This is a genomic window from Novosphingobium aquiterrae, from assembly GCF_042434435.1.
GTDB classification, from domain to species: domain Bacteria; phylum Pseudomonadota; class Alphaproteobacteria; order Sphingomonadales; family Sphingomonadaceae; genus Novosphingobium; species Novosphingobium aquiterrae.
In genome coordinates this window covers 664,130-685,810 of sequence record NZ_JBHLTL010000006.1, presented here as the reverse complement: position 1 = coordinate 685,810, position 21,681 = coordinate 664,130, and the positions used below count along the sequence as shown (strand labels likewise).

Annotated in this window: 25 protein-coding genes, 1 tRNA gene and 1 pseudogene; 13 read left to right on the top strand and 14 right to left on the bottom strand. The window is 66.0% G+C overall.

Features of this window, described 5'->3' with window-relative positions; translation table 11 throughout:
• Positions 1-25 precede the first annotated feature (25 nt).
• Positions 26-436: a GFA family protein gene (locus tag ACFFF7_RS13175; RefSeq protein ID WP_379481807.1), complete on the bottom strand. Its 411-nt coding sequence runs from the start codon at positions 434-436 to the stop codon at positions 26-28.
• Positions 437-597: 161 nt separating this feature from the next.
• Between ACFFF7_RS13175 and ACFFF7_RS13170 the strand changes: the two genes are divergently transcribed.
• Positions 598-1,395, top strand: a complete 798-nt coding sequence (locus ACFFF7_RS13170) for a c-type cytochrome (protein WP_379481806.1) — start codon at positions 598-600, stop codon at positions 1,393-1,395.
• 6 nt (positions 1,396-1,401) lie between these two features.
• On the opposite strand, the gene ACFFF7_RS13165 is transcribed toward ACFFF7_RS13170, so the two are convergent.
• Genes ACFFF7_RS13165 through ACFFF7_RS13150 form a run of 4 tightly spaced genes read right to left on the bottom strand, consistent with a single transcriptional unit; the run spans position 1,402 to position 4,260 of the window.
• Entirely contained in the window at positions 1,402-1,875 is a 474-nt protein-coding gene (locus ACFFF7_RS13165) for a GNAT family N-acetyltransferase (protein WP_379481805.1), read from the bottom strand.
• A 2-nt stretch (positions 1,876-1,877) separates the two neighbouring features.
• A complete protein-coding gene (gene hslU / locus ACFFF7_RS13160; protein WP_379481804.1) occupies positions 1,878-3,179 on the bottom strand; it encodes an ATP-dependent protease ATPase subunit HslU in 1,302 nt (433 codons plus the stop codon).
• 4 nt (positions 3,180-3,183) lie between these two features.
• Entirely contained in the window at positions 3,184-3,741 is a 558-nt protein-coding gene (hslV, locus tag ACFFF7_RS13155; protein ID WP_379481803.1) for an ATP-dependent protease subunit HslV, read from the bottom strand.
• Positions 3,742-3,777: 36 nt separating this feature from the next.
• The gene (locus ACFFF7_RS13150; RefSeq protein WP_379481802.1) at positions 3,778-4,260 is read right to left on the bottom strand and encodes an outer membrane protein assembly factor BamE; all 483 of its coding nucleotides are present in this window, start codon (positions 4,258-4,260) and stop codon (positions 3,778-3,780) included.
• A gap of 178 nt (positions 4,261-4,438) precedes the next feature.
• Between ACFFF7_RS13150 and ACFFF7_RS13145 the strand changes: the two genes are divergently transcribed.
• Both ACFFF7_RS13145 and ACFFF7_RS13140 read left to right on the top strand, forming a co-directional pair.
• Positions 4,439-4,957, top strand: a complete 519-nt coding sequence (locus ACFFF7_RS13145; RefSeq protein WP_379481801.1) for a ubiquinol-cytochrome C chaperone family protein — start codon at positions 4,439-4,441, stop codon at positions 4,955-4,957.
• On the top strand, positions 4,954-5,460 hold the full coding sequence (locus ACFFF7_RS13140) for a YceD family protein (protein ID WP_379481800.1): 507 nt from the start codon (positions 4,954-4,956) through the stop codon (positions 5,458-5,460). The genes ACFFF7_RS13145 and ACFFF7_RS13140 overlap by 4 nt, the downstream gene beginning before the upstream one ends.
• Before the next feature lie 4 nt (positions 5,461-5,464).
• On the opposite strand, the gene ssb is transcribed toward ACFFF7_RS13140, so the two are convergent.
• From ssb to ACFFF7_RS13115, 5 genes are all read right to left on the bottom strand, one after another.
• Positions 5,465-5,998 carry a single-stranded DNA-binding protein gene (ssb, locus tag ACFFF7_RS13135; protein ID WP_379481799.1) on the bottom strand — a complete coding sequence of 178 codons (534 nt, stop codon included), beginning with the start codon at positions 5,996-5,998 and terminating at the stop codon, positions 5,465-5,467.
• A gap of 18 nt (positions 5,999-6,016) precedes the next feature.
• Positions 6,017-7,861, bottom strand: a complete 1,845-nt coding sequence (feoB, locus tag ACFFF7_RS13130; RefSeq protein WP_379481798.1) for a ferrous iron transporter B — start codon at positions 7,859-7,861, stop codon at positions 6,017-6,019.
• Positions 7,858-8,097: a FeoA family protein gene (locus ACFFF7_RS13125; RefSeq protein ID WP_379481797.1), complete on the bottom strand. Its 240-nt coding sequence runs from the start codon at positions 8,095-8,097 to the stop codon at positions 7,858-7,860. Before ACFFF7_RS13125 ends, feoB begins: the two co-directional genes overlap by 4 nt.
• A gap of 93 nt (positions 8,098-8,190) precedes the next feature.
• The gene (locus ACFFF7_RS13120; RefSeq protein ID WP_379481796.1) at positions 8,191-8,847 is read right to left on the bottom strand and encodes a COQ9 family protein; all 657 of its coding nucleotides are present in this window, start codon (positions 8,845-8,847) and stop codon (positions 8,191-8,193) included.
• Between the two features lie 8 nt (positions 8,848-8,855).
• Positions 8,856-9,458: an ankyrin repeat domain-containing protein gene (locus tag ACFFF7_RS13115; protein WP_379481795.1), complete on the bottom strand. Its 603-nt coding sequence runs from the start codon at positions 9,456-9,458 to the stop codon at positions 8,856-8,858.
• 119 nt (positions 9,459-9,577) lie between these two features.
• Here ACFFF7_RS13115 and ACFFF7_RS13110 point away from each other — a divergent pair, with 119 nt between their 5' ends.
• Genes ACFFF7_RS13110 through ACFFF7_RS13085 form a run of 6 tightly spaced genes read left to right on the top strand, consistent with a single transcriptional unit; the run spans position 9,578 to position 13,424 of the window.
• On the top strand, positions 9,578-10,177 hold the full coding sequence (locus tag ACFFF7_RS13110) for an SCO family protein (protein WP_379481794.1): 600 nt from the start codon (positions 9,578-9,580) through the stop codon (positions 10,175-10,177).
• Entirely contained in the window at positions 10,165-10,632 is a 468-nt protein-coding gene (locus tag ACFFF7_RS13105; protein ID WP_379481863.1) for a YcgN family cysteine cluster protein, read from the top strand. Before ACFFF7_RS13110 ends, ACFFF7_RS13105 begins: the two co-directional genes overlap by 13 nt.
• Positions 10,625-11,347, top strand: coding sequence for a M48 family metallopeptidase (locus ACFFF7_RS13100; protein WP_379481793.1), 723 nt, complete (start codon positions 10,625-10,627; stop codon positions 11,345-11,347). The genes ACFFF7_RS13105 and ACFFF7_RS13100 overlap by 8 nt, the downstream gene beginning before the upstream one ends.
• Before the next feature lie 52 nt (positions 11,348-11,399).
• Positions 11,400-11,852, top strand: coding sequence for a hypothetical protein (locus ACFFF7_RS13095; RefSeq protein WP_379481792.1), 453 nt, complete (start codon positions 11,400-11,402; stop codon positions 11,850-11,852).
• On the top strand, positions 11,842-12,807 hold the full coding sequence (gene ribD / locus ACFFF7_RS13090; RefSeq protein WP_379481791.1) for a bifunctional diaminohydroxyphosphoribosylaminopyrimidine deaminase/5-amino-6-(5-phosphoribosylamino)uracil reductase RibD: 966 nt from the start codon (positions 11,842-11,844) through the stop codon (positions 12,805-12,807). The genes ACFFF7_RS13095 and ribD overlap by 11 nt, the downstream gene beginning before the upstream one ends.
• Positions 12,807-13,424, top strand: coding sequence for a riboflavin synthase (locus ACFFF7_RS13085; RefSeq protein WP_379481790.1), 618 nt, complete (start codon positions 12,807-12,809; stop codon positions 13,422-13,424). Before ribD ends, ACFFF7_RS13085 begins: the two co-directional genes overlap by 1 nt.
• On the opposite strand, the gene ACFFF7_RS13080 is transcribed toward ACFFF7_RS13085, so the two are convergent.
• Genes ACFFF7_RS13080 through ACFFF7_RS13065 form a run of 4 tightly spaced genes read right to left on the bottom strand, consistent with a single transcriptional unit; the run spans position 13,414 to position 17,169 of the window.
• A complete protein-coding gene (locus tag ACFFF7_RS13080; RefSeq protein ID WP_379481789.1) occupies positions 13,414-13,959 on the bottom strand; it encodes a GNAT family N-acetyltransferase in 546 nt (181 codons plus the stop codon). The two genes, ACFFF7_RS13085 and ACFFF7_RS13080, sit on opposite strands and share 11 nt — an antisense overlap.
• Before the next feature lie 2 nt (positions 13,960-13,961).
• Positions 13,962-15,152, bottom strand: coding sequence for an amino acid aminotransferase (locus ACFFF7_RS13075; RefSeq protein ID WP_379481788.1), 1,191 nt, complete (start codon positions 15,150-15,152; stop codon positions 13,962-13,964).
• A 55-nt stretch (positions 15,153-15,207) separates the two neighbouring features.
• Positions 15,208-16,383, bottom strand: coding sequence for a glycosyltransferase family 87 protein (locus ACFFF7_RS13070; RefSeq protein WP_379481787.1), 1,176 nt, complete (start codon positions 16,381-16,383; stop codon positions 15,208-15,210).
• 21 nt (positions 16,384-16,404) lie between these two features.
• Positions 16,405-17,169, bottom strand: a complete 765-nt coding sequence (locus tag ACFFF7_RS13065; protein ID WP_379481786.1) for a DUF1134 domain-containing protein — start codon at positions 17,167-17,169, stop codon at positions 16,405-16,407.
• 221 nt (positions 17,170-17,390) lie between these two features.
• Between ACFFF7_RS13065 and ACFFF7_RS13060 the strand changes: the two genes are divergently transcribed.
• The 4 genes and pseudogenes from ACFFF7_RS13060 (at position 17,391) to ACFFF7_RS13045 (ending at position 21,680) form a co-directional block, all read left to right on the top strand.
• Positions 17,391-17,483: transfer RNA gene (locus ACFFF7_RS13060), tRNA-Ser, on the top strand.
• A 95-nt stretch (positions 17,484-17,578) separates the two neighbouring features.
• A pseudogene (locus ACFFF7_RS13055) lies at positions 17,579-18,817 on the top strand (3-hydroxyacyl-CoA dehydrogenase); the annotation flags it as partial.
• 47 nt (positions 18,818-18,864) lie between these two features.
• A complete protein-coding gene (locus ACFFF7_RS13050) occupies positions 18,865-20,115 on the top strand; it encodes a TetR/AcrR family transcriptional regulator (protein WP_379481785.1) in 1,251 nt (416 codons plus the stop codon).
• 83 nt (positions 20,116-20,198) lie between these two features.
• The gene (locus tag ACFFF7_RS13045) at positions 20,199-21,680 is read left to right on the top strand and encodes a phosphomannomutase (protein WP_379481784.1); all 1,482 of its coding nucleotides are present in this window, start codon (positions 20,199-20,201) and stop codon (positions 21,678-21,680) included.
• The last annotated feature ends 1 nt before the right edge of the window (position 21,681 follow it).

Below are 21,681 nucleotides of genomic sequence, written 5' to 3'. Positions count from 1 at the left end.
GCCTAACGCGCATTCCCCTGCCCCGCTAGTCCTCAGGCATCCCTGGGTAGCGCTTGAACGCAGGAAGCGTGTGCGCAGTGGCCATCCAGGGCAGGCGCTCTGCCACCTGAATCTGGACATCGGGCGGCAGCAGAGCGGGATCGTCGAGCGTACCCGTCTGGATATCGACGATCCCCGGCAGCGTCTCGGCATTGCGGAAAAAGAGGCCGGTGCCGCATTTCGGGCAGAAACTGCGCAGCGATGCGCCGGACGAATTGTAGGTCGCCGGCTCGCCGCGAGTCACGGCGAAGTCGGCCTCGGCGAATGCCGCCCAGCCGACCATCGGCGCGCCCGCGCTCTTGCGGCAATCGGCACAATGGCACAGCGCATTGTGCTGCGGCTGGCCGCTGACCCGGTAGCGCACGGCACCGCATTGGCACCCGCCTTCAAGCGACATGGCAACTCTCCTTTTCGTACACCGCCAGGCCGGAACGTTACCAGAACAAAATGCTGTCTTCAAGAGCGCTCGCCAGCGCTTCCCGGGGCCGAGCAGAGAAATTGCTCTGCAACAGGCACGGCTGTGATAAGGTAGTTCCTGGGTCGCGGTTGGGGGATTTCATGCGATCGATCATGCTTGCCGTTGCGCTGTTCGTGGGAGGCTGCTCGGCGCAGGCGCCCGGCGAAAGCCACGCCGCATTCGAACGCCTGTCGAGCGAGCCGGTCGCGCACGGCGAGCGGCTGGCCCGCGTGCTTGGCTGCACGGGCTGCCACGGCGACGATCTGGGTGGGCGCAACTGGAGCGATGATCTGGGCGTGCTGTGGACCGCCAACCTGACCCAGTCGGCGCGGAAGTGGGACAACAAGCAGTTCGCGCAGGCGCTGGTCAGCGGCAAGCAGCCGGACGGACGCGAGCTGTGGGACATGCCGTCATACCTGTTCACGCAATTGACCCCGGCGGAACTGGACGCGGTGACCAGCTATGTCCGCAGCAAGCCGGCAATCGGGCAGGTTCACCCTTCGCCCAGCATGGGGCCCCTGCTTCAGGCAAAACGCAAGGAAGGCGTCTACCGCTCCTCCGCTGAAGAAGTGCAGGCCACTGGCAAGACCGAAGCACCCGCAGCGCTGGGCCACGATCTGGCGCGTCACATCACGCGCGCGACTTGCGCCGAATGCCACGGGATCGACCTGCGCGGCAGGACCAATCCGATCGACGGCAAATCGACACCCGACATCCGCGCCCTAGCGGCCAACTATTCCGCCGCCGACTTCGAACGGTTCCTGACCACGGGAAGCGCCGCCGGCGGGCGCGAACTGCCGCTGATGAGCGAGGTCGCGCGCGGTCGTTACAAATACCTGACCAAAGCCGAACGGACGGCTATCCACGCCTATCTCAAGGGGCTGGCCGTGGTCCCCTGACGGGGTTCACCCCAAGGACTTGCGCCAGCAGATCAGCGGGCCGTCCTCAGGATCGGTTCGCTGTCCGGTTTCGGCAAAGCCGTTGACGCGCAGCACGTGCTGCGATGCCGGGTTTTCGGTCGAAGTTTCGGCCAGGACGGCGTCGACCCGCTGGTCATGGCGCAGCAGCTCCAGCAGTTCGCGCACCGCCCCGCTGGCCAGGCCGCGTCCGCGATGGCTCTCGGCGACGCCATAGCCGATCGTCACGGCACGCTCGGCCGGTTCGGCGACCAGGGTCAGCAGGCCGGCAACAGTGCCCTGCTCGACGATCATCCACGCGTTGGGGACATGGCTTGCCCCGATCCGCGCCGACAATGCCGCCAACATTTCGAGCACCGGAACCGGCGCCAGCGCGCTCGGCGCCAGCGAACGCGCGTCCGGCGGTACGTCCCCAGCAACCAGCGCGACAAAGTGTTCGGGACGGGCCTCGATCAGTTGCATGCTTACAGGATGTACTTCGACAGGTCGGTGTCCTTGGCCAGGCCAGCGAGCCGGCCCAGGACATAGGCCTCGTCGATCACGATGGCCTCGCCCTGGCGGTCTTCGGCCTCGAAGCTCAATTCTTCGAGCAGCTTTTCCATCACCGTCTGCAGGCGGCGCGCGCCGATGTTCTCGACGCTTTCGTTGACCTGGGCGGCGATGCGGGCGACCGCGCGCACCGCTTCGGGGGTGAAGTCGACACTGACTTTCTCGGTATCCAGCAGCGCGCGGTATTGCTCGACCAGGTTGGCGCGCGTTTCGGAGAGGATGCGGACGAAATCGTCCTCGCTCAACGCCGAAAGCTCGACCCGGATCGGCAGGCGGCCCTGCAATTCGGGCAGCATGTCGCTGGGCTTGGCGACGTGGAACGCGCCGGAGGCGATGAACAGCACGTGGTCGGTCTTCATCGGGCCGTACTTGGTCGCCACCGTGGTGCCTTCGATCAAGGGCAGCAGATCGCGCTGCACACCTTCGCGACTGACCGAGCCGCCGCGCACGTCCGAAACCGCGATCTTGTCGATCTCGTCGATGAAGACGATGCCGTTGTGCTCGGCATTGTGCAGCGCGACGCGGGCGACATCGTCCTGGTCCATGCGCTTTTCGGCTTCTTCATCGACCAGCTTGGTCCAGGCCTCGGGCACTTTCAATTTGCGGCGCTTGAGGTTCTGCTTGCCCATCGCCTTGTTCATCATGTCGGACAGGTTGATCATCCCGACCCCGCCGGGCATCCCCGGAATGTCGAACCCGCCGGTGGGCGAATCCTCAACTTCGATCTCGACCTCGGTATCGTCCATCGCCTTCTGGGCAATGCGCTGGCGAAAGCTCTCGCGCGTCGCTTCGGACGCGCCTTCGCCAACCAGTGCCTTCAGCAGCCGATCCATCGCGCCCTTCTCGGCGGCTTCGCGCACCGCTTCGCGGCGGCGCTCCTTCTCCAGCCGGATCGCTTCCTCGACCAGGTCGCGGGCGATCTGTTCGACATCGCGGCCGACATAGCCGACTTCGGTGAACTTGGTCGCCTCGACCTTGACGAACGGCGCTTCGGCCAGCCTGGCCAGACGGCGGCTGATCTCGGTCTTGCCGCAGCCCGTCGGCCCGATCATCAGGATGTTCTTTGGCGTCACTTCGTCGCGCAGTTCGGGGCTGAGCCGTTGGCGGCGCCAGCGATTGCGCAGCGCCACCGCCACCGCCTTCTTGGCTTCGGCCTGGCCGATGATGTGTTCGTCGAGCGCGCGGACGATCGCCTTGGGGGTCAGATTGTCTTGCATGGGATCAGATGACCTCGACCGTCACGCGGTCGTTGGTGAAGACGCAGACTTCGGCGGCGACGGCCATGGCGCGGCGGGCAATCTTTTCGGGATCCTGCTCGTATTGGGTCAGCGCCTTGGCGGCGGACAAGGCATAGTTCCCGCCCGAACCGATCGCGGCAATGCCTTCCTCGGGCTCGAGCACGTCGCCGTTGCCGGTGAGGATCAGCAGGACGTCCTTGTCGGCGACGATCATCAGCGCTTCAAGGTTGCGCAGGTACTTGTCGGTACGCCAGTCCTTGGCCAGCTCGACCGCGGCGCGCATCAGCTGCCCGCGGTGCTGCTCCAGCTTCTTTTCGAGCCGTTCGAACAGGGTGAAGGCATCGGCGGTCGCCCCGGCAAAGCCGGCAATGACGCTGCCGTCACCCAGCCGCCGCACCTTGCGGGCGTTGGGCTTCATCACGGTATTGCCCATCGAAACCTGGCCATCGCCGGCGATGACGGTCTTGCCGCCCTGCTTGACGCCGATGATGGTAGTGCCGTGCCACTGGACCAGGCCGTGGCGTTCGTGTGAAGAGTTCATGCGCCGGATATATGTGCGATCCGGCGCGCTTCAACCTCAACTGCCGTTGGGGCCGCCAGTGTTGTCCCCGCTGGCGCCGCCGCCGCCACCTGCGCCGACGGTGCCGATGTTGCCGAACAGATCTTCCAGGAATGTGCGCTCACGGCCCAGAGTCGGCGTCTTGTCGCCATCGGGATTGAGCCGGACAACCTTTTCGATGCCGCTGCGATTGATCGCGGCGACATTGCCCTTTTCATCGAAGCTGATCTTCATGACCAGCTGATCCTTGGTCTGCGGGCTGCCGAACGGCTTCTGCTGCGCGTTGATCGCAACATAGTACCAGTCCTTGCGGCCGAAATCGCTGATGAAGGTGGGGCGGCCCAGGGTCCGTTCGACCGACTGGGCATTGTCGATGCCCGGCTGGATCGAATCGACCAGCACCGGATCGACGATGTAGCCACGGTGGTCCTTGATCGAACTGCACGCACCCAGCGCCAGCAGTGCCGTCGCGGCCAGCAGAAAACGAGACCTGTGCTGCATCAAACCCATTGCTCCAGTCCGGCGGTGCGCAGTCACTTGGACATTGCCGCCCGCCATCGTCTATTCTATCGCCGCCGAGCCTTAGGCAACCTTGCCGCACCTGGCAATCCCGGCTCGCGGCGCCCGCTTGGGCTGTCGGGGTTTAATCCCCGCTGAATGATCGAAAGGCACTACGCGCATGTCGTTTCTTGGCCGTCTGCTTGGTACCCAGCCCGATCCGCGCGATGCCTTGCGCCCGCTGTGGCACCGCGTGGTCGAAATTGCGCGCGAACCCGGCTGGTATGCGAAAGGCGGGATCGCCGATACGGTGGCCGGCCGGTTTGACGCGATCACCCTGGTGCTGGCGCTGGTCATGCTGCGGATGGACGGCAACGACGCCTTGCGCCTGCCTTCGGCACGACTGACCGAACTGTTTGTCGACGACATGGACGGCCAGCTGCGCCAGAGCGGGGTCGGCGACCTGGTGGTCGGCAAGCGGATCGGCAAGCTGGTCAGCGCGCTGGGCGGACGGATCGATGCCCTGCGCGGTGCTCTGGCCCAGGCCAACGACGCCGATCTGATCGCCGCGCTGGAACGCAACGTGACGTTCGGCGAACGGCCTGCCCCCGCCGCTGTCGCCGCCGAGTTGCGGCACCTGGCGGCAACTCTGGCAGCGACATCGGACGCTGACCTGCTGAACGGAGCGATTCCGCGATGAGCGAGTTTACGCGCAACTTTTCCCAGCGCGCTCTTCCCGCCGGACCGCAGCAGCTTGTTGCCACGCTCGAGGAGTGCACCGCGCTTGCCCGGCGATTCGACCTTGTCGCGGTCAAGGCGCTGGAAGCGACGGTGACGCTGGCGCCCGACGGCGTTAATGTCCTGGCCAATGGACGGCTCAGGGCACAGATCGTCCAGCTCTGCGCCGTTTCGGCCGAAGAACTCGACGTTGCGATAGACGAACCTGTCGCGCTGCGCTTCGTCCCCGCGCTGGCCGCGCCCGACCCCGATGCCGAGATCGCGCTAGCCGAAGGCGAACTTGACGATATCGAGATGTCAGGCAGCCAGTTTGATCTGGGCGAAGCGATTGCGCAGACGCTGGGCCTGGCGATCGATCCCTATCTGTCGGGACCCACCGCCGAAGAGGCGCGGCGCAAGGCCGGTCTGGCCATCGAGGGTGAGACCGGTCCCTTTGCCGCGCTGAAGAGGCTGCTGAAAGACTAGTCGATCAGAACGGGATGTCGTCGTCGAGATCGTCGGCGAAACCGCCTGCGCCGCCAGCCGCACCGCCGCCGAAGCCCGACCCACCGGACTTCTGCCCGCCGCCATAGCTGCCGCCACCGCCGCCCGAACCACCGCCTGCGCCCCAGTCACCGCCGCTGCGCTGCCCGCCGCCGCCACCGGAACCGGGCGCACCGTCAAGCATGGTCAGGACCGCGCCGGGTCCCTGCAGTACGACTTCGGTCGAATAGCGGTCATTGCCCTGCTGATCCTGCCACTTGCGGGTGCGCAGCTGGCCTTCGATGTAGACCTTCGATCCCTTGCGCAGGAAACGCTCGGCCACGCCGGCCAGACCTTCGGAAAAGATCGCGACCGAATGCCATTCGGTGCGTTCCTGCTTTTCCCCGGTGTTACGGTCCTTCCAGCTTTCCGACGTGGCAATGCGCAGATTGCAGACCTTGCCGCCGTTCTGGAACGACTTCACTTCCGGATCGGCGCCGAGATTGCCGACCAGAATGACCTTGTTGACGCTGCCTGCCATTGAATTCCTCGTTTCGCTCTACAAACCCAGAGCGACGGCGCTCCAGTAGGTGATTCCCGCGAAGATGTAGGCGAGTGAGAACAGGTAGAGCAACATGAACCCGGGCCATTTCCACCCATTCGTTTCGCGCCGGGTGACCGCGATGGTGCTCATGCACTGCGGGGCGAATACGAACCAGGCGAGGAAGGCGAGCGCGGTGGGCAGGGTCCAGCTGGCCTTGAGCCGCGCGCCAAGCTGCTGCGCCTGCTGGTTCTCGTCGGTCGCGCCGACCGCATAGGACGTGGCGAGCGAGCTGACCGCGACTTCGCGCGCCGCCATCGCCGGGATCAGCGCCAAAGCGATGTCACGATTGAAGCCGATCGGTTCGACCACCACGGCAAGGCCGTTGGCGATCTTGCCGGCGATCGAGGCGTCGACCTGGTTCTGCCCTTCCCCGGCACGCGGAAAATTGAGCAGGATCCACAGGATCACCGTGACCGTGAAGATGATCGTCCCGGCGCGGCGCAGGAAGATCCACGCGCGCTGCCACAGCCCGATCGCCAGGTCCTGCAGCCGCGGCATCTGGTACTTGGGCAGTTCCATGATGAACCCGCTGGCCGCGCCCTTGGTCACCGAGCGTCGCAGCACCAGCGCGACCACCATCGCCGCGACGATGCCGATGACATAAAGGCCGAGCAGCACCAGGCCCTGCAGGCCGACCGGGCCAAATACGGCGCGATTGGGAATGAAGGCGGCAATGATCACCGCATAGACCGGCAGCCGCGCCGAACAGGTCATCAGCGGGGCGATCAGGATCGTGGTCAGGCGGTCGCGGGGATCGGTGATGCTGCGGGTCGCCATGATCCCGGGAATCGCGCAGGCAAAGCTGGAGAGCAGCGGAATGAAGCTGCGTCCCGACAGCCCGACCCCGGCCATCAGCCGGTCCATCAGGAAGGCCGCGCGGGCCATGTAGCCCGATGCCTCCATCGCCAGGATAAAGAAAAACAGGATGACAATCTGGGGAAGGAATACCACCACCGATCCGACGCCCGAAAGAATGCCGTCGGTCAGCAGATCGCGCAGCAGTCCTGCAGGCAGCACCGCGCGGGCCTGCGCGATCAGCCAGGCGAACAGCGCTTCAAGCGCGTCAGCAAAGGGCGTCGCCCAGGTGAACACCGCCTGGAACACCACGAACAGCAGCGCGAACAGGATCAGCGGCCCCAACCACGGATTGAGCAGCACCCGGTCAAGCCGGGCATGTAGCCGGTGGCGCGAGGTTTCCGACACGATCGCCGCGTCGGCGATGGCATGGGCGGTAACCCGCCGCTCGACCAGCGGGACGGGCGGATGCGGTGCGCCGGTCTGGCTGGCACGGGCACTGCCGATCGCATCGGCCAGCTCGCCCAATCCGCGGCGACGTACCGCAACCGTGGCGATCACGGGAACCCCCAGCGCTTCCTGCAAAGCCTCGGCCGAAACGACCAGCCCATCGCGCTCGGCCAGATCGACCATGTTGAGTGCAACCACGCAGGGCTTGCCCAGCGCGATCACTTCCTGGGCAAAGACCAGATGCTGTTCCAGGTTCGAGGCGTCGAGCACGACTACCAGCACGTCGGGGGCAGGTTCGCCGGGAAATTCGCCCATGATGACCTTGCGGGTCACTTCCTCGTCCGGGCTGGTGGCGTGAAGGCCGTAGGATCCGGGCAAGTCGGTCAGTTCGACAGGCGCGCCGCTGGGCAGCACCAGCCGCCCGGCCTTGCGCTCCACCGTGACGCCGGGATAATTCGCGATCTTCTGCCGCGCCCCGGTCAGCGCGTTGAACAGCGCGCTTTTGCCGGCGTTGGGATTGCCGACCAGCGCGGCGCGGGCGGGCGCCTGGGTCACAGCGCTTCGACCGTCATGGCACGGGCGTGGGCGCGGCGCAGGGCCACGGTCATCCGTCCGATCATCAGCGCAATCGGGTCGCTTCCGGAAAATACCCCGCGGTGGGCAATCGCGACCCGCGCGCCGACATCGATGCCCAGCGCCTGCAGCCGATGCGCTTCTTCATCGACCAGCGCCCGCCAGTCGACCGCGACGATGCGCGCGCGCTGGCCAATCGGAAGAAGATCGAGAGTCATGCCAACCGCGCTGCCATAGCGGCACGGTTATTGCAAGTCATTCGCAATAGATTTGACTTGGGTCAAATTTACCCGGCAGCCTTGCGCACCCAATCAACGCGCCGGATAGCGTAGCCGACCCAGCAGGCGTGCCGGGCTGAACATTTCCTCGCGCGGGCGCAGCAGGCGACCCTTGGCCTTTTCAAAGCGCATCACGTCTTCGATGCGCCGATCGAGGAAGGCGCGGGTATCCGCGTGATCCGCGCTTTCGTCATTGGCGAACACGGCCAGCGTCGCCGCATAGATCGAACCGAGGGTCATGCGCTTGGTATAGTGGTTGTAGTCGGTGGCGACATCGCCGGCGAGGCGCCACATCGCATCGGCACTGCCCCACCCCAGTTTGAGCGCTTTCGGTGCATTCTGCGGCATGGCCATGATCGCCAGGGCGCGACGCAGCGCCTCCTTGTGTGGGGCTACCGCGTCAAGCCGGAACTGGATCAAGGCGTGGATCCGTTCGCGGATCTTCATCGCTGCAAGACGTTCCAGCGGCAGCGAGGCGGCCATATCGGCATCGATCGCGTGGATCCACGCCGCGATCATCGCCATCGGCCCGTCCTTGAAGGCAAAGGCCGCAGCATCGGGATCGACACCCTGCGCCGCGGCGGCCGCGCGCACCGCGGTCTCGCTCCACCCGTCCCACACCGCTGCCTCGGCAAGGGCAGGCGCCAGGGCCAGGCGCATGTCATCAAGCGAAGTGGGGGATGTGATCATCGCCGGCCTCAGAAGCTGGGGCCGTAGGTCGGCTTGGCACCAACCGCTGTCTTGGCTTTTCGCGCGGCTTCCAACTCCGTCCAGATCGTTCCGCCCTTGCCGTCGACCGCGGCATAGTCGAGCGCGGTGCGGCCGGAATTGTCAGCACGGGTCGCGCTGGCGCCGGCCTTGATCAGCACGCGGACCAGGGCAATGTTGCGATTGTGAACCGCATTGATCAGCGGCGTCTCTCCGGCGTTGTTCGATTCGTCGACCCGCGCGCCGTGCGAAACCAGCAGCTCAACCCCTTCGACGAAGTTGAAATTGCTGGCGACCACCAGGGGGGTCTGTCCCTTGCCATCGCGCGCATTCACGTTGGCACCCTTGGCGATCATGAACTGCATCCAGCTCAGATCGCGGCGACCAGTGACAATGTGCAGCGCCGTCTCGCCGCTCGTAATGTCACGGGTATTGATCAGATTGGGATTGCCCTTGTCCAGCGCATCGGTGACTTGCTGGCCCTCCTTCTTGCGGACCGATTCAAGAAACTTGTAGCTGTCCGAAAACTGTGCCGCGGCCGGCGCGGCCCAGATCAGGCTGGCAGCGACAAGCGGCGCTGCGACACGGTTCACAAAACGACAATACGGCACGTGGCATTTCCCTGTTACGTTCGCGACCGCGCACAAATGTTCGTTCGTGCACGGATGGCTTCTTGCACCGCGCGGTTTAGCAGAGCATGAACCGCTGCGCCATGACCAAGCCAGCGACATTTTCAATCCTAGCGGCGCTTGCCCTGCTTGCCGGATGCACGGGTACCGATGCCCCAAAGCAAGAGATTCAGGGCGTCGATCTGGCAGGCGCGGCGATCGGCGGCAGCTTCACTCTGTCCGACAAGGACGGCAAGACCGTGCGCTGGGCCGATTTCGCCGGAAAATGGCGGATCGTCTACTTCGGCTACACATTCTGCCCCGACGCCTGCCCGATGGACGTTGGCGTTCTGATGCAGGGCTTCGCCCGCTTCGAAAAGGCGCACCCGGACAAGGCCGCAAAGGTCCAGCCGATCTTCATCTCGGTCGATCCGGCGCGCGACACCCCGGCCAAGGTCGGCGAATTCGCCGCTGCCTTCTCTCCGCGTCTGATCGGCCTGACCGGCAGCCAGGCCCAGGTCGATGAAGCGATCCGCAATTTCAAGGCGCTGGCAATCAAGGGCAAGACCGTCCCCGGCGGCTATCTGATGGAACACAGCCGCGCCGCCTATCTGTTCGATCCGGATGGAAAACCGGTCGAGACGCTGCCGATAGACAAGAATGCAGAGGCAGTCGCCGCGGATCTTGCTATATCGGTGCGGTGAGTGACCTGCGCGACGCCTTCTGGACCTTGCCGATTGACCGACTGACCCGCAACGAGTGGGAGGCGCTGTGCGATGGATGCGGCAATTGCTGCCTGCACAAGGCCGAGGACGAAGACACCGGAGCAATCTATCCCACCAATGTCGCCTGCAAGTTGCTCGACATTCCCAGTGCGCGGTGCAGCGACTATCCCAACCGCAAGCGTCACGTGCCCGATTGCCTCAAGCTCAATCCAAAGCTGGCGTTGACGATCGACTGGCTGCCTGAAACCTGCGCCTACCGCTTGCGCGCCGACGACCAGCCGCTGCCCGATTGGCATTATCTGGTGTGCGGCGATCCTGAGGCGGTGCATCAGGCCGGCATTTCGGTGCGCGGGCGGGCGATCAGCGAGCTGGTCGCCGGACCGCTGGAACAACACATCATCCTGCCGCCGGGGATGGAGCTGGCCGATGATTGACTGGCTGCTACGCCCCAAGGACGATCTGGCGGTGGACATCGGCGGCCGCCTGGTGCCGCTGGTCGTGCGCCGCAACGCCCAGGCGCGGCGGATGACCATGCGACTGGCTCCCGACGGCAGCGAAATCCGCGTGACCCTGCCGCAATGGGGCCGCACGGCCGAGGCGCTGGCCTTTGCCCGCAGCAAGGCTTCGTGGCTGGGGGCGCAGCTTGATGCCTTGCCGCAAGTCGCCGCGCCCGCAGACGGCAGCACGCTGCGCCTGCGCGGCGATGCGCTGGAAATCGTCCACGATCCGGCGCGGGCGCGGCGCATCGTCATCGACGACGGGCAGCTGCTGGTCGGCGGGCCGGCCGAATCGCTGCCGGGGCGGCTGTCGCGCTGGCTGCAGAACGAAGCGCGTGCGCTGATGAGCGTCGACCTCGATCACTATTGCCTAAAGGCCGGCAAGCCAGTGCCGCGGCTGATGCTCAGCAGTGCCCAACGGCGCTGGGGCAGCTGCGCCCGCGACGGGACGATCCGGATCAACTGGCGGCTGATCATGGCGCCGGATTTCGTGCGCCGCTCGGTCGTCGCGCACGAGGTCGCGCATCTGGTCCATTTCGACCACAGCCCGGCGTTTCACGCCCTGCTGGGCGACCTGTTCGAAGGCGATATGCGCGCCGCCAACCGCTGGCTCAAACGCGAAGGGCGCACGCTTTACCTTGCGCTTGGCTAGCTGCGATAACTGAATACTGGCGGAAAGGCGCGCAAGGCCCTATCTTTGGGCCATGAACTTTCTGCGCAACGTCAATCCCGCCGGGGCGATCTCGGACTTTCGCACGGTCTATCAGCAGGCTGGCCCGAACCGCTGGCTGTTCATGGTCCTGGCCGCGGCGACCACGGCATTCCTGTTTTCGTTCCTGACCGGTGAGAGCTGGAAAAAGGCGCGGGCCCTGCCCGAAATCACCTATATAACCGCCTGGCCCGAGCATCGCACCGATGCCGAAACCAGGGCCTTTATTGCCGAGAACCAGAAGCGCAAGGAACAGCGTGAGGCCTTGCAGCGCGAATACGACCAGGTCGGCCAGGATGCGTGGATGGCGCTGGGACGCGCCTCCGGTGTCGATGTCGACAAGCTCAAGGCCGAGGCTGACGCCGACAAGGCCAAGGCTGACGCCGCTGCCAGAGCCAGGGCCGAGGCCATCCTTGAGCGGGCTGGAAAGCCTTCGGTTGAGCGCTGAACAAGACGCCCGGTGGTTGCAGGCGGCGGCAGCGCTGGCCGCGCGCGGGGTGCCCTTGTCCCGGCCCAATCCGGCGGTCGGCGCAATTCTGGTCAAGGATGGCGTGGTTCTGTCGCGCGGCTGGACCCAGCCCGGCGGACGCCCCCATGCCGAGGCCATGGCGCTGGACGCGCTGGGCGGGTCGGCCGCCGGCGCAACGCTCTATGTCACACTTGAACCTTGCGCCCACCAAAGCGCGCGCGGCCCAGCCTGTGCGGATCTGGTCGCGACCAGCGGCATTGTCCGCGTCGTAATCGGCTGCGTCGATCCCGATCCGCGCACCGCCGGTCAGGGAATCGCCCGGCTTCGCGCCGCGGGGATCGCAGTCGATCTGATCGAATCGCCCGATTGCCAGGCCCGCCTGGCCGGATACCTGACACGCAGCACACAGGGCCGTCCCCACGTCACGCTCAAGCTTGCACTGTCGCAGGACGGACACCTGACCCCCGGCCCCGGCAGAGGCCAATGGCTGACTGGCGAGATTGCTCGCAACCATGTGCACGCAATGCGGGCGCGGATGGACGCGATCGTGGTCGGGCGCGGCACCTTCGTGGCCGATGCGCCGCGGCTCGACGTGCGCCTGCCCGGTATCGAGAACCGCAGTCCGCAGCGCTGGCTGCTGACCACGGGCGCGGCACCTGACGGATGGTACGCGCTTGCCACTCCGAGCGGGATCGGCACCATGGCGGAGACGCAATACCTGATGGTCGAAGGCGGCGCGGGGGCCGCGCGGGCCTTTCTCGCGGCCGGTCTGGTCGACCGCCTGCTGCTCTACCGCGCGCCGCTGACCGTGGACGGTCCCGGCCCTGCCCTACCCGAACTGACCGAGGCTGCGCTGGCCGCCGATTCGGCCTGGCGGCTCAGCGACAAGCGCCAGCTTGGCAACGACACCCTCGCCGTCTACGAGCGCAGCTGATGTTTACCGGAATTATCACCGCCGTCGGCACGATCCGCGAAGCGCAGCAGAAGGGCGACCTGCGCGCCGTGATCGCCTGCCCCTATGATCCCGCCCGGATCGCGATCGGCGCTTCGATCGCCTGTTCGGGCGTGTGCCTGACCGTGGTCGAACGCGGCGGAAGCGCGGGCGATGCCTGGTTCGCGGTCGACATTTCGGGCGAAACGGTCAGCCGGACCGTGCCGGGGATGTGGCAGCATGGTGCGCAGCTCAACCTAGAGCAGGCGATGAAGCTGGGCGACGAGCTGGGCGGGCATATCGTCACCGGCCACGTCGACGGAATCGGCAGCGTGGTCGGGACGTGCCCGGTGGGCGATTCGACCCGCATCGGCATTTCCGCCGCGGCCGAACTGGCCCCCTATATCGCCGCCAAGGGATCGATCACCGTCAACGGCGTCTCACTGACCGTCAACGAGGTGTCCGACCAGGCCGACGGTACCTGCCACTTCGCGCTCAACATCATTCCCCACACGGCCGAGGTCACCACGCTGGGTGCACTCAGGGCCGGTGATGCTGTCAATCTCGAGATCGACGTGCTGGCGCGCTACCTGATGCGGATGCAATCGCTCAGAGGCTAAGCGGCCCGCTGGCGAAGCTGTCGCGGGTGATTTCGTAAACGACGTGCCGCGCCGGTCCGCTGGCAGTCTGGATCACGCCGCCGTCGCGCCCGCTAAGCCTGCCGCCGATCTTTTCCATCGCCCGGCGTGAGCGCAGGTTGTTTTCGCCCACCCTGAAATCGACCCGCCCGACGTATTGCAAAGCATGGGCGAGCATCAGCCGCTTCATCTCGCGATTGAACGCGCCGCCCCAGTGGCTGCGCGCGAGGAATGTCCAGCCGATCTCGACCGAGCCGCCATCGGCCGGATCGAAGCCCTGCAACCGCGACGAGCCGATCATTGCCCCGTCCAGCTTGTCGATAACCGCCAATGCTCCGCCCTGTGCCAGCGCATCATCAAAATAAGCGCGGAAGACATCTTTTTTCCAGCGGTCGTTGGCGGGATGCAGTTCCCACACCTTGGGATCGCTGGCGACGGCAAAGAGCGCCTGCCAGTCATCGGGCCGCAGCGGCCTGAGCAGCAGCCGCTCCCCTTCGAGGACCGGCTGACGGTCCATGATCAGGCGTCGACCGCGGCGCTGACCGCCGCGACATCGGCGATGAACTTGTCGATGTTGCCCATGGTCAGCCCGGCAATATTGATCCGGCCCGACCCGGCCATATAGATGCCGTGATCGCTGCGCAGCTTCTGGATCTGCTCGGCCGAAAGCGGCAGGATCGAGAACAACCCGGCTTGATGACCCAGCGGCGTCAGGTCGACCGACCCGGCCCTGCCGGCCTCGGCCAGCCGGGCGCGGACCTGGTTCATGCGGGCACGCATCGTGTCGAGCTCGTCAAGCCACAGCGCGGTCAGCGCCGGATCTTCCAGGATCAGGCGAACGGCGGCACCGCCGTGATCGGGCGGCATCGACCAGGCCGCGCGGGCCAGGGCATGACCGTTCGACAGCACGCGGGTCAGCACTTCGCCGTCCTGCGCCATCACATAGATCGCGCCGACGCGGTCGCGGTACATCCCGAAGTTCTTGTCGCACGAATAGGCGATCAGCGCCTCGGGCACTGCGGCCAGGACGCGGCGCACGCCATAGGCGTCTTCCTCCATCCCCTGGCCCAGCCCCTGATAGGCGAGATCGAGGATCGGCAGCAGCTGCTTTTCGGCAAGCAACGGGGCGATCTGATCCCACTGCGCCGGGGTGTAATCGATCCCGGTCGGGTTGTGGCAGCAGCCGTGAAGAAGCACCGCATCGCCCGGCGCGGCCAGGTTGAGCGCGGTGACCAGCGCATCCATGTCGACCCGGCCGGCCTTGGTGGCGTGGTTGAAGGTCTTGAGCTCTAGCGCCAGATCGCCGAAGATCTGTGCATGGTTGGGCCAGCTTGGCACCCCCATCCACACCCGCTGCAAGCCCGCCTTCTTGGCCAGCGCCACCGCCAGGCGCACCGCACCGGTTCCGCCCGGGGCCTGCATCCCTTCGATGCGGCCCTGCATGGTCGGATCGTCCTTGCCGAAGATGTACGGCATCAGCGCGTGGACGAAGCCCATGTCACCCTCGGGGCCTAGGTAGGCCTTCGAGGTCTGGGTCTCGAGCAGCTTCTTCTCCGCCGCCTTGATCGCGCCGAACACCGGGGTATCGCCCTGCCCGGTGCGATAGACCCCGACGCCAAGATCGATCTTGTCAGCGCGCGGATCGTCGTTGTGGAGCTTGATCAGCGCGAGCAGCGCATCGGCGGGCTGTTGGGTCAGGTTGCTGAGCATGATGGCGCGGCCCTTAGACCCGCACAGGGGCGCGGGACAAGCGCAAATCGGCCTGTCAGGCCGGGATTTCTGGCTCTGCGCCGCGCATACGTTGCCACACCCGCCATGCCATCCACAGGCAGACCAGCGGGGTCAGGTTGACGTGCAGCGGCAGAGCCGCGGCGCGGGCCAGCACCGGTGCGAGGTACAGCGCCAGCAGTTCCAGCCGGGCAAAGCGATGGCCGGGGCGGCGCGCTTCCCGTGCTACCAGCCACAAAGTCGGCACGGCCAGGAACGGCAGGTCGTAATTGAACAGGTACGGCGTGGCGAGCGGGGTCAGCGCGAACAGCAGCGCGATCTTACCGTCGAGCGGACTCTTCCCAGACCAGCCGCGCCATGTTGTCGCTATCGCGGCCAGCGTCGCCAAGGCCTGGGCAATCGTCGCCGCCGTGGGCAGCCCCCAGGCGCGGAACTGGGCATAGACCGTCGCCTGGCGCAGGAAGAACACCGCGTCGTCCTCGCGCATCAGAAAGCGGCTGACCTCCCAGCTCTTGCGGTAGGCCAGCATCGTCTCGCTACCGAGCAGCACCCAAGCCACTCCCAGCCACAGCACCACCCCGACCCCGGCAGCGACAAACGCCTTCCAGCGCCGGTCCGCGGCCAGAGCGAAAGGAAACAGGACGGCGAGGTGCGGTTTGACGATCAGCGCGCCCAGACACAGCCCCGCCGCGATCGGTCGCCGTTCGAGCAGCCGGGCCACGCCTGCCTGGAATGCGCTAGTCACGAAGCCGGTCTGGGCATGGGTCGCGGCGATCAATGCCCCGGGATAGGCCGCCAGCGGCCAGCCGTGCCGCCCCGCCAGTGGCCGCGTGACCGCCAGCCATAGCAAGTAGGTCGCCGCCACCCAGACCGTCCAGGCGACCGGGAAAGACAAGGCGCCCAGCGGCCACAGCGCCAGCAGGAACGGCGGCGGATTGACGAAGGCGAAGACTTCGGGCCGCCCCAACTCGGCCTGGATCGCGCCGGTCGCGGCAAGGTCGTAGGCCGCCGCCGGACGCCCGGCGAGGACCAGCTTGCCCGCCGACCAGAACGCGAGGAAATCGCTGCCATCGCTTCCCAGTGCGGCGCGCAGGGCAAAGCCCACCGCAACGATCGAGGCCAGCAGCAGCACCCGGGCATAGCCCGCCACGCGCCAGCCGCTCAGCCAGCGCAGTTCGAGGAAGCCCCCCGCCGTGTCCTGCCCCCCGGCCACGGCGTCAGGTCGGGGTACGGGTCAGAACGGCAACCACCGCTGCTTTTCGGAGAACTTCATGTAGCCGGCATTGACCCCCAGCCGCAGGCCCGCCCCGGCGCGCACCGGGATCAGCACGACATCGCCGCGGCGCATGTAACTGGCGTGGAACCCGCCGACCAGATAGGCCGCGCCCTCGCCCGCCGGGAAGCGCTTGTAGAGATCATCGGTGTTGTAGAGGTTGTAGACCAGCACGAAGGTGCTGCCGGCATTGGCCCCGGCATCGAAGCCGATCGACGGCCCGGTCCAATAGACCGGGCGCTTGCCTTCGACCTTGTGGAACAGCGTGCCCGAACCATAACGCACCCCGATCCCCAGCGCGCCGCCGCCTTCGCGCCCGACGATGTAGCCATTGGGTTCGCCCTGCTTCTTGAGCACGCCCTTGATCAGGTCGGCCAGGCCCTTGGCGCCCTTGCCAAAGACGCCTTCGGCGGCGCCGATCAAATCGTCTTCCTTGTAAGTAGCGCCTTCCTGCACTGCCTGTTGCGGCGCCGTTGAAGCCTGGGCCGCCTGGGCGGCAGGATCGGTTGCAGCCGGAACAGCCTCTGGCGCGGAGACGGGTGCGGCATCGATAGAGGGCGACGGCGCGGCCGCTGGTGCCGCTGCCGGCTTGGCCAGATCGCCGTCGATGGCCTTGTCGGGATCGACCGACTGGACCTGCGCCAAGGCCGGCGTCGCCGCCAGCGCCAGAGCGCCGAACAGGCCGATAACCGCACCGCGCAGTTTCGAAGCGTAATCCCGTGTCATTGCAAAATCCCTCAATCCGGTCCGCAGACCATCCCTTGCTGGCATCTGAATCGAGGAGTCGCAGGGGGACAATGAACCGGCGATGAGTCGAGTCGGTTTTGCGGCCAAGCGAGTCCGTGCCGCGCCCGGCAGTGCGCGAACCCGCTGCAAACTTTCCGCACCGGCCCCCCTTGCCGCCCCCACAACCCCTCGCTATAGGCCGCGCTTCGCCGCTGCGATCCGGAGACGTGGGTGAGTGGCTGAAACCAACGGTTTGCTAAACCGTCGTACTGGTAAATCCGGTACCGAGGGTTCGAATCCCTCCGTCTCCGCCACGGCCGCCCCTTCCCTGCATTGCTTGACAGGCGCCAGCCGGCCCGGTTGAACCGCACGCAGAGGAGAACTCAAAATGTCCGACGCCCTTCCCGGTGCCCGTGAGCACATCGAATCCGCCCGCGCGCAAGCTGCACTAATTGCCGATCTGCCGGCCGGCACCGCGCTGTTGCCGATCGAGCGGGTCGGGGTATTGGGCGCAGGTACCATGGGCGGCGGGATTACGATGAACTTCCTCACCGCCGGAATCCCGGTAACCATTGTCGAGCGCGAGCAGGACGCGCTCGACAAGGGCGTCGCGACGATGCGGCGCAATTACGACAACGCGGTCAAGCGCGGGCGGATGACTCAAGACGAGATCGACGCGGCGATGGGCCGGCTGACGCCCAGTGTCATGTTCGATGATCTCGGTGCCTGCGACCTGGTGATCGAGGCGGTCTATGAGAACATGGACCTGAAGAAGGACATCTTCACCCGGCTCGATGCGATCGCCAAGCCGGGGGCGATCCTGGCGTCGAACACCAGCTATCTCGACATCGATGCAATGGCCGCGGTGACCAAGCGGCCCGAGGCGGTGCTGGGCACGCATTTCTTCTCCCCCGCCAATGTCATGAAGCTTCTGGAAGTGGTGCGCGGCGCCAGGACCGGCGCAGCGCAGCTTGCCACCGTGATGGCGCTGGCCCCCAGGATCGGCAAGATTCCGGTCGTTTCCGGGGTGTGCCACGGCTTCATCGGCAACCGCATGCTTTCGCCGCGCCAGGTCCAGGCCCAGGCAATGATCATGGAAGGTGCCGCCTATAACGAGATCGACGACGTTCTGCTGGAATTCGGCTTCCCGATGGGTCCGTTCCAGATGGGCGACCTGGCCGGGCTCGACATCGGCTGGCACCGCGACCCCGCCCGGATCGAGACGATCCGCGACGCGCTGTGCGCCGCCGGGCGCTGGGGCCAGAAGACCGGCAAGGGCTATTACGACTACGATGCCGAGCGCAAGCGCACGCCGTCGGACGAAGTGAAGGCGATCATTGCGGATTTTGCCGAGCGCGCAGGAAAGCCGCAGCGCGTGATCGGCAAGGACGAAATCCGCGAGCGGCTGCTCTACCCGATGATCAACGAAGGGGCGAAGATCCTGGACGAGGGCATGGCCCAGCGCCCCGGCGATATCGATACGGTCTGGCTCAATGGCTATGGCTGGCCAGCCTGGACGGGCGGTCCGATGTACTGGGCCGACCATGTCGGACTGGGCGCGATTGTCGCCGGGCTTGAGCGTCATGGGCTTGAGGTGTCGCCATATCTGCGGCGCAAGTCGGAAACGGGCGGCACCTTCGGAGGCTGATCCGGCGGTGCTATGCAGGCGCTAAAGCGCTGGTATAGTACGCCTTGATGGGAGACGGGGATCTGAAAGCGGCGCCGCAACGCGCGCCGCGCAGCCGGGCGCGGTTCGAGCGCAAGCGCGAAGCCGTGCTCGACGCGGCAGCCGATCTGATCATCAGCCGCGGCGTGCGCGGGGCGACCCTGCTGGAAGTGGCCAAGGCGGTCGACCTCAACACCACCAGCGTCACCTATTATTTCCGCCGCAAGGAGCTGCTGGCGGCGACCGTGTTCGAGCGCTCGATCGAGCGTCTGCGCGCCATGGTCATCGAAGCCGCGGCCGAGGCCAGCCCGCGCGAACGCGTGTTCCGCCTGATCCGCCTGCACGTCAAACTGCATGCTGCGGTGATCGCGGGAGAAGCGAAGCCGCTGGTCCCGTTGTCCGACATCCGCACCCTTGACGAAGACCTGCGCCGACCGCTGCTCGACCTTTATCTGGAGGTGTTCCGCATGGTGCGGGCGTTCTGGGGTATAGAGGCGCTAAGCAGCGACAAGGATCGCTGCACGGCGCGGGCGCACATGCTTCTGGAAGTTGTGTTCTGGCTGCCGGTCTGGCTGGCCCGGTTTGCAATCAACGATTTCGGACGGGTCGGGCGGCGGATCGCAACGATCCTTGACGAAGGCCTGGCAGTTCCGGGGTCGACCTGGAACCCGCGCCTCTACTCCGAGGACGAAATCCGGGCCGCCATGCCGGGGCAGGACGCCGGCGCAGAGAGCTTTCTGCGCGTGGCAACCGGGCTGATAAACGAAAGCGGCTATCGCGGTGCCTCGGTGGTGCGCATCGTCGAGCAGCTCAACGTTACCAAGGGCAGCTTCTATCATCATCTTGATGCCAAGGACGATCTGGTCCTTGAATGCTTCCGGCAAAGCTACAAACGCGTGGCCGTGGCGCAGTGGCTGGCGCACCGCGACGGGGCTGACGAATGGCAACGGCTGTCATGGGCGATCGCCACGCTGATGGACATCCAGTTCAACACCGACTGGCCGCTGACCCGGACCACGGCGCTGCAGGCGCTGCCGGCTGATATGCGCGCCGAAGTGGTGCGGCGATCGGACCGCATTGCCTTGCGCTTCATGGGCACGCTGGTAGATGGCATGCGCGACGGCACCCTCAACAGCGTCGATCCGATGATCGCCAGCCAGCTTATCCTTTCGACACTAAATTCCGCCTATGATCTTCGCGGCTGGGCGGCACGCCTGCCGCGGGACAAGGCCATCGAACTCTATGCATCGACACTGGCCGTGGGGCTGTTCGATCGCTAGTGCAATCGGGCGTAAACCGGGGAACCTTAGCAGGTGCCACTGCATTGCACGCAGGCAAGATCACGACAACCAAGGACACAACCATGACAGTCGGAGACCTTATGGCCGAAAGCGGCGTCGCCTTCGGAACCAGCGGCGCGCGCGGTACCGTCGTGGCGATGACCGACCGGGTTTGCCACGGCTATACTACCGGGTTCCTGCGCTATCTGGAAAGCCTGGGTGAATTTGCCCATGGCGGCAAGGTTGCCCTGGCCGGCGACCTGCGCCCCAGCACCCCGCGGATCCTGGCGGCCTGCGCTGCGGCGGTGCGCGATATGGGCGGGGAGCCGGTCTATTGCGGACTGGTCCCCACGCCGACCCTTGCGCTGCATGCCTTTGCCGCTGGGATTCCCTCGCTGATGGTCACTGGCAGCCACATTCCGGCCGACCGCAACGGGATAAAGTTCTATCGCCCCCACGGCGAAGTGCTGAAGGACGACGAAGCCGGAATGATGGCCCAGCCGGTCGCAGTCGAGGGCCGCACCTTCGCGGCTGACGGTGCATTGGATGCTGCTGAAGTCCTGCCACCGGTCACCGACATCGTCCCGCCCTATGTCGCGCGGTACCGCGATGCGTTCGGCCCGGAGGCGCTGCGCGGCAAGCGCATCGGCGTTTACCAGCATTCAGCGGTCGGCCGCGACGTGGTGGTTTCGATCCTTGAGGCGCTAGATGCCCAGGTCACCCCGCTCGGACGGTCGGCGGTGTTCGTACCGGTCGATACCGAGGCCGTGCGCGACGAGGACGTGGCCCTGGCGCGCGGCTGGGCCGCCGAGCATGGCTTTGCCGCGATCATTTCAACCGATGGCGATTCGGACCGCCCCTTGCTGTCGGACGAGCGCGGCGAATGGCTGCGCGGCGATGTCCTGGGCGTGCTCTGCGCACGGCAGCTGGGCGCGGACCGCGTCGTCACCCCGGTATCGAGCAACACCGTGCTGGAGGAAACCGGCGCTTTTGCGGTGACCGCTCGGACGCGGATCGGTTCACCCTATGTGATCGCCGAGATGAACCGGCAATTGGAAGCCGGCGGGATGCGGGTCTGCGGCTATGAAGCCAATGGCGGCTTTCTGGTGGGCAGCGATCTGGCATTAGCGCACGGCCCGCTGGGCGCTCTGCCGACCCGCGATGCGGTCTTGCCTGTCGTGGCGACAATCATCGCAGCGGGGGCCCAACCGATTTCCGCACTGGTCGGCGCCCTGCCCCCGCGGGTCACCTACAGCAACCGGATCGAGGCTTTTCCAACCGCGACCAGCCGCGCGATCCTGGCCCAGCTGGAAAGTGGCAGCGAGGCCGAGCAGCTGGCTCGGATCGAGGCGGCTTTTGGCGCAGTGGCCGGCACGCCGGTCGGCACAGACCGCACCGATGGTCTGCGAATTACCTTCGAATCGGGCGACGTGATCCACTTGCGACCGTCGGGCAACGCTCCCGAACTGCGTTGCTATACGGAGGCGCGGGATGCCCACCGGGCGCGGGACTTGAACGATCAAGCCTTGGCCGTCGTCCGCGACACGCTGGCAATCGAAGTCTGAT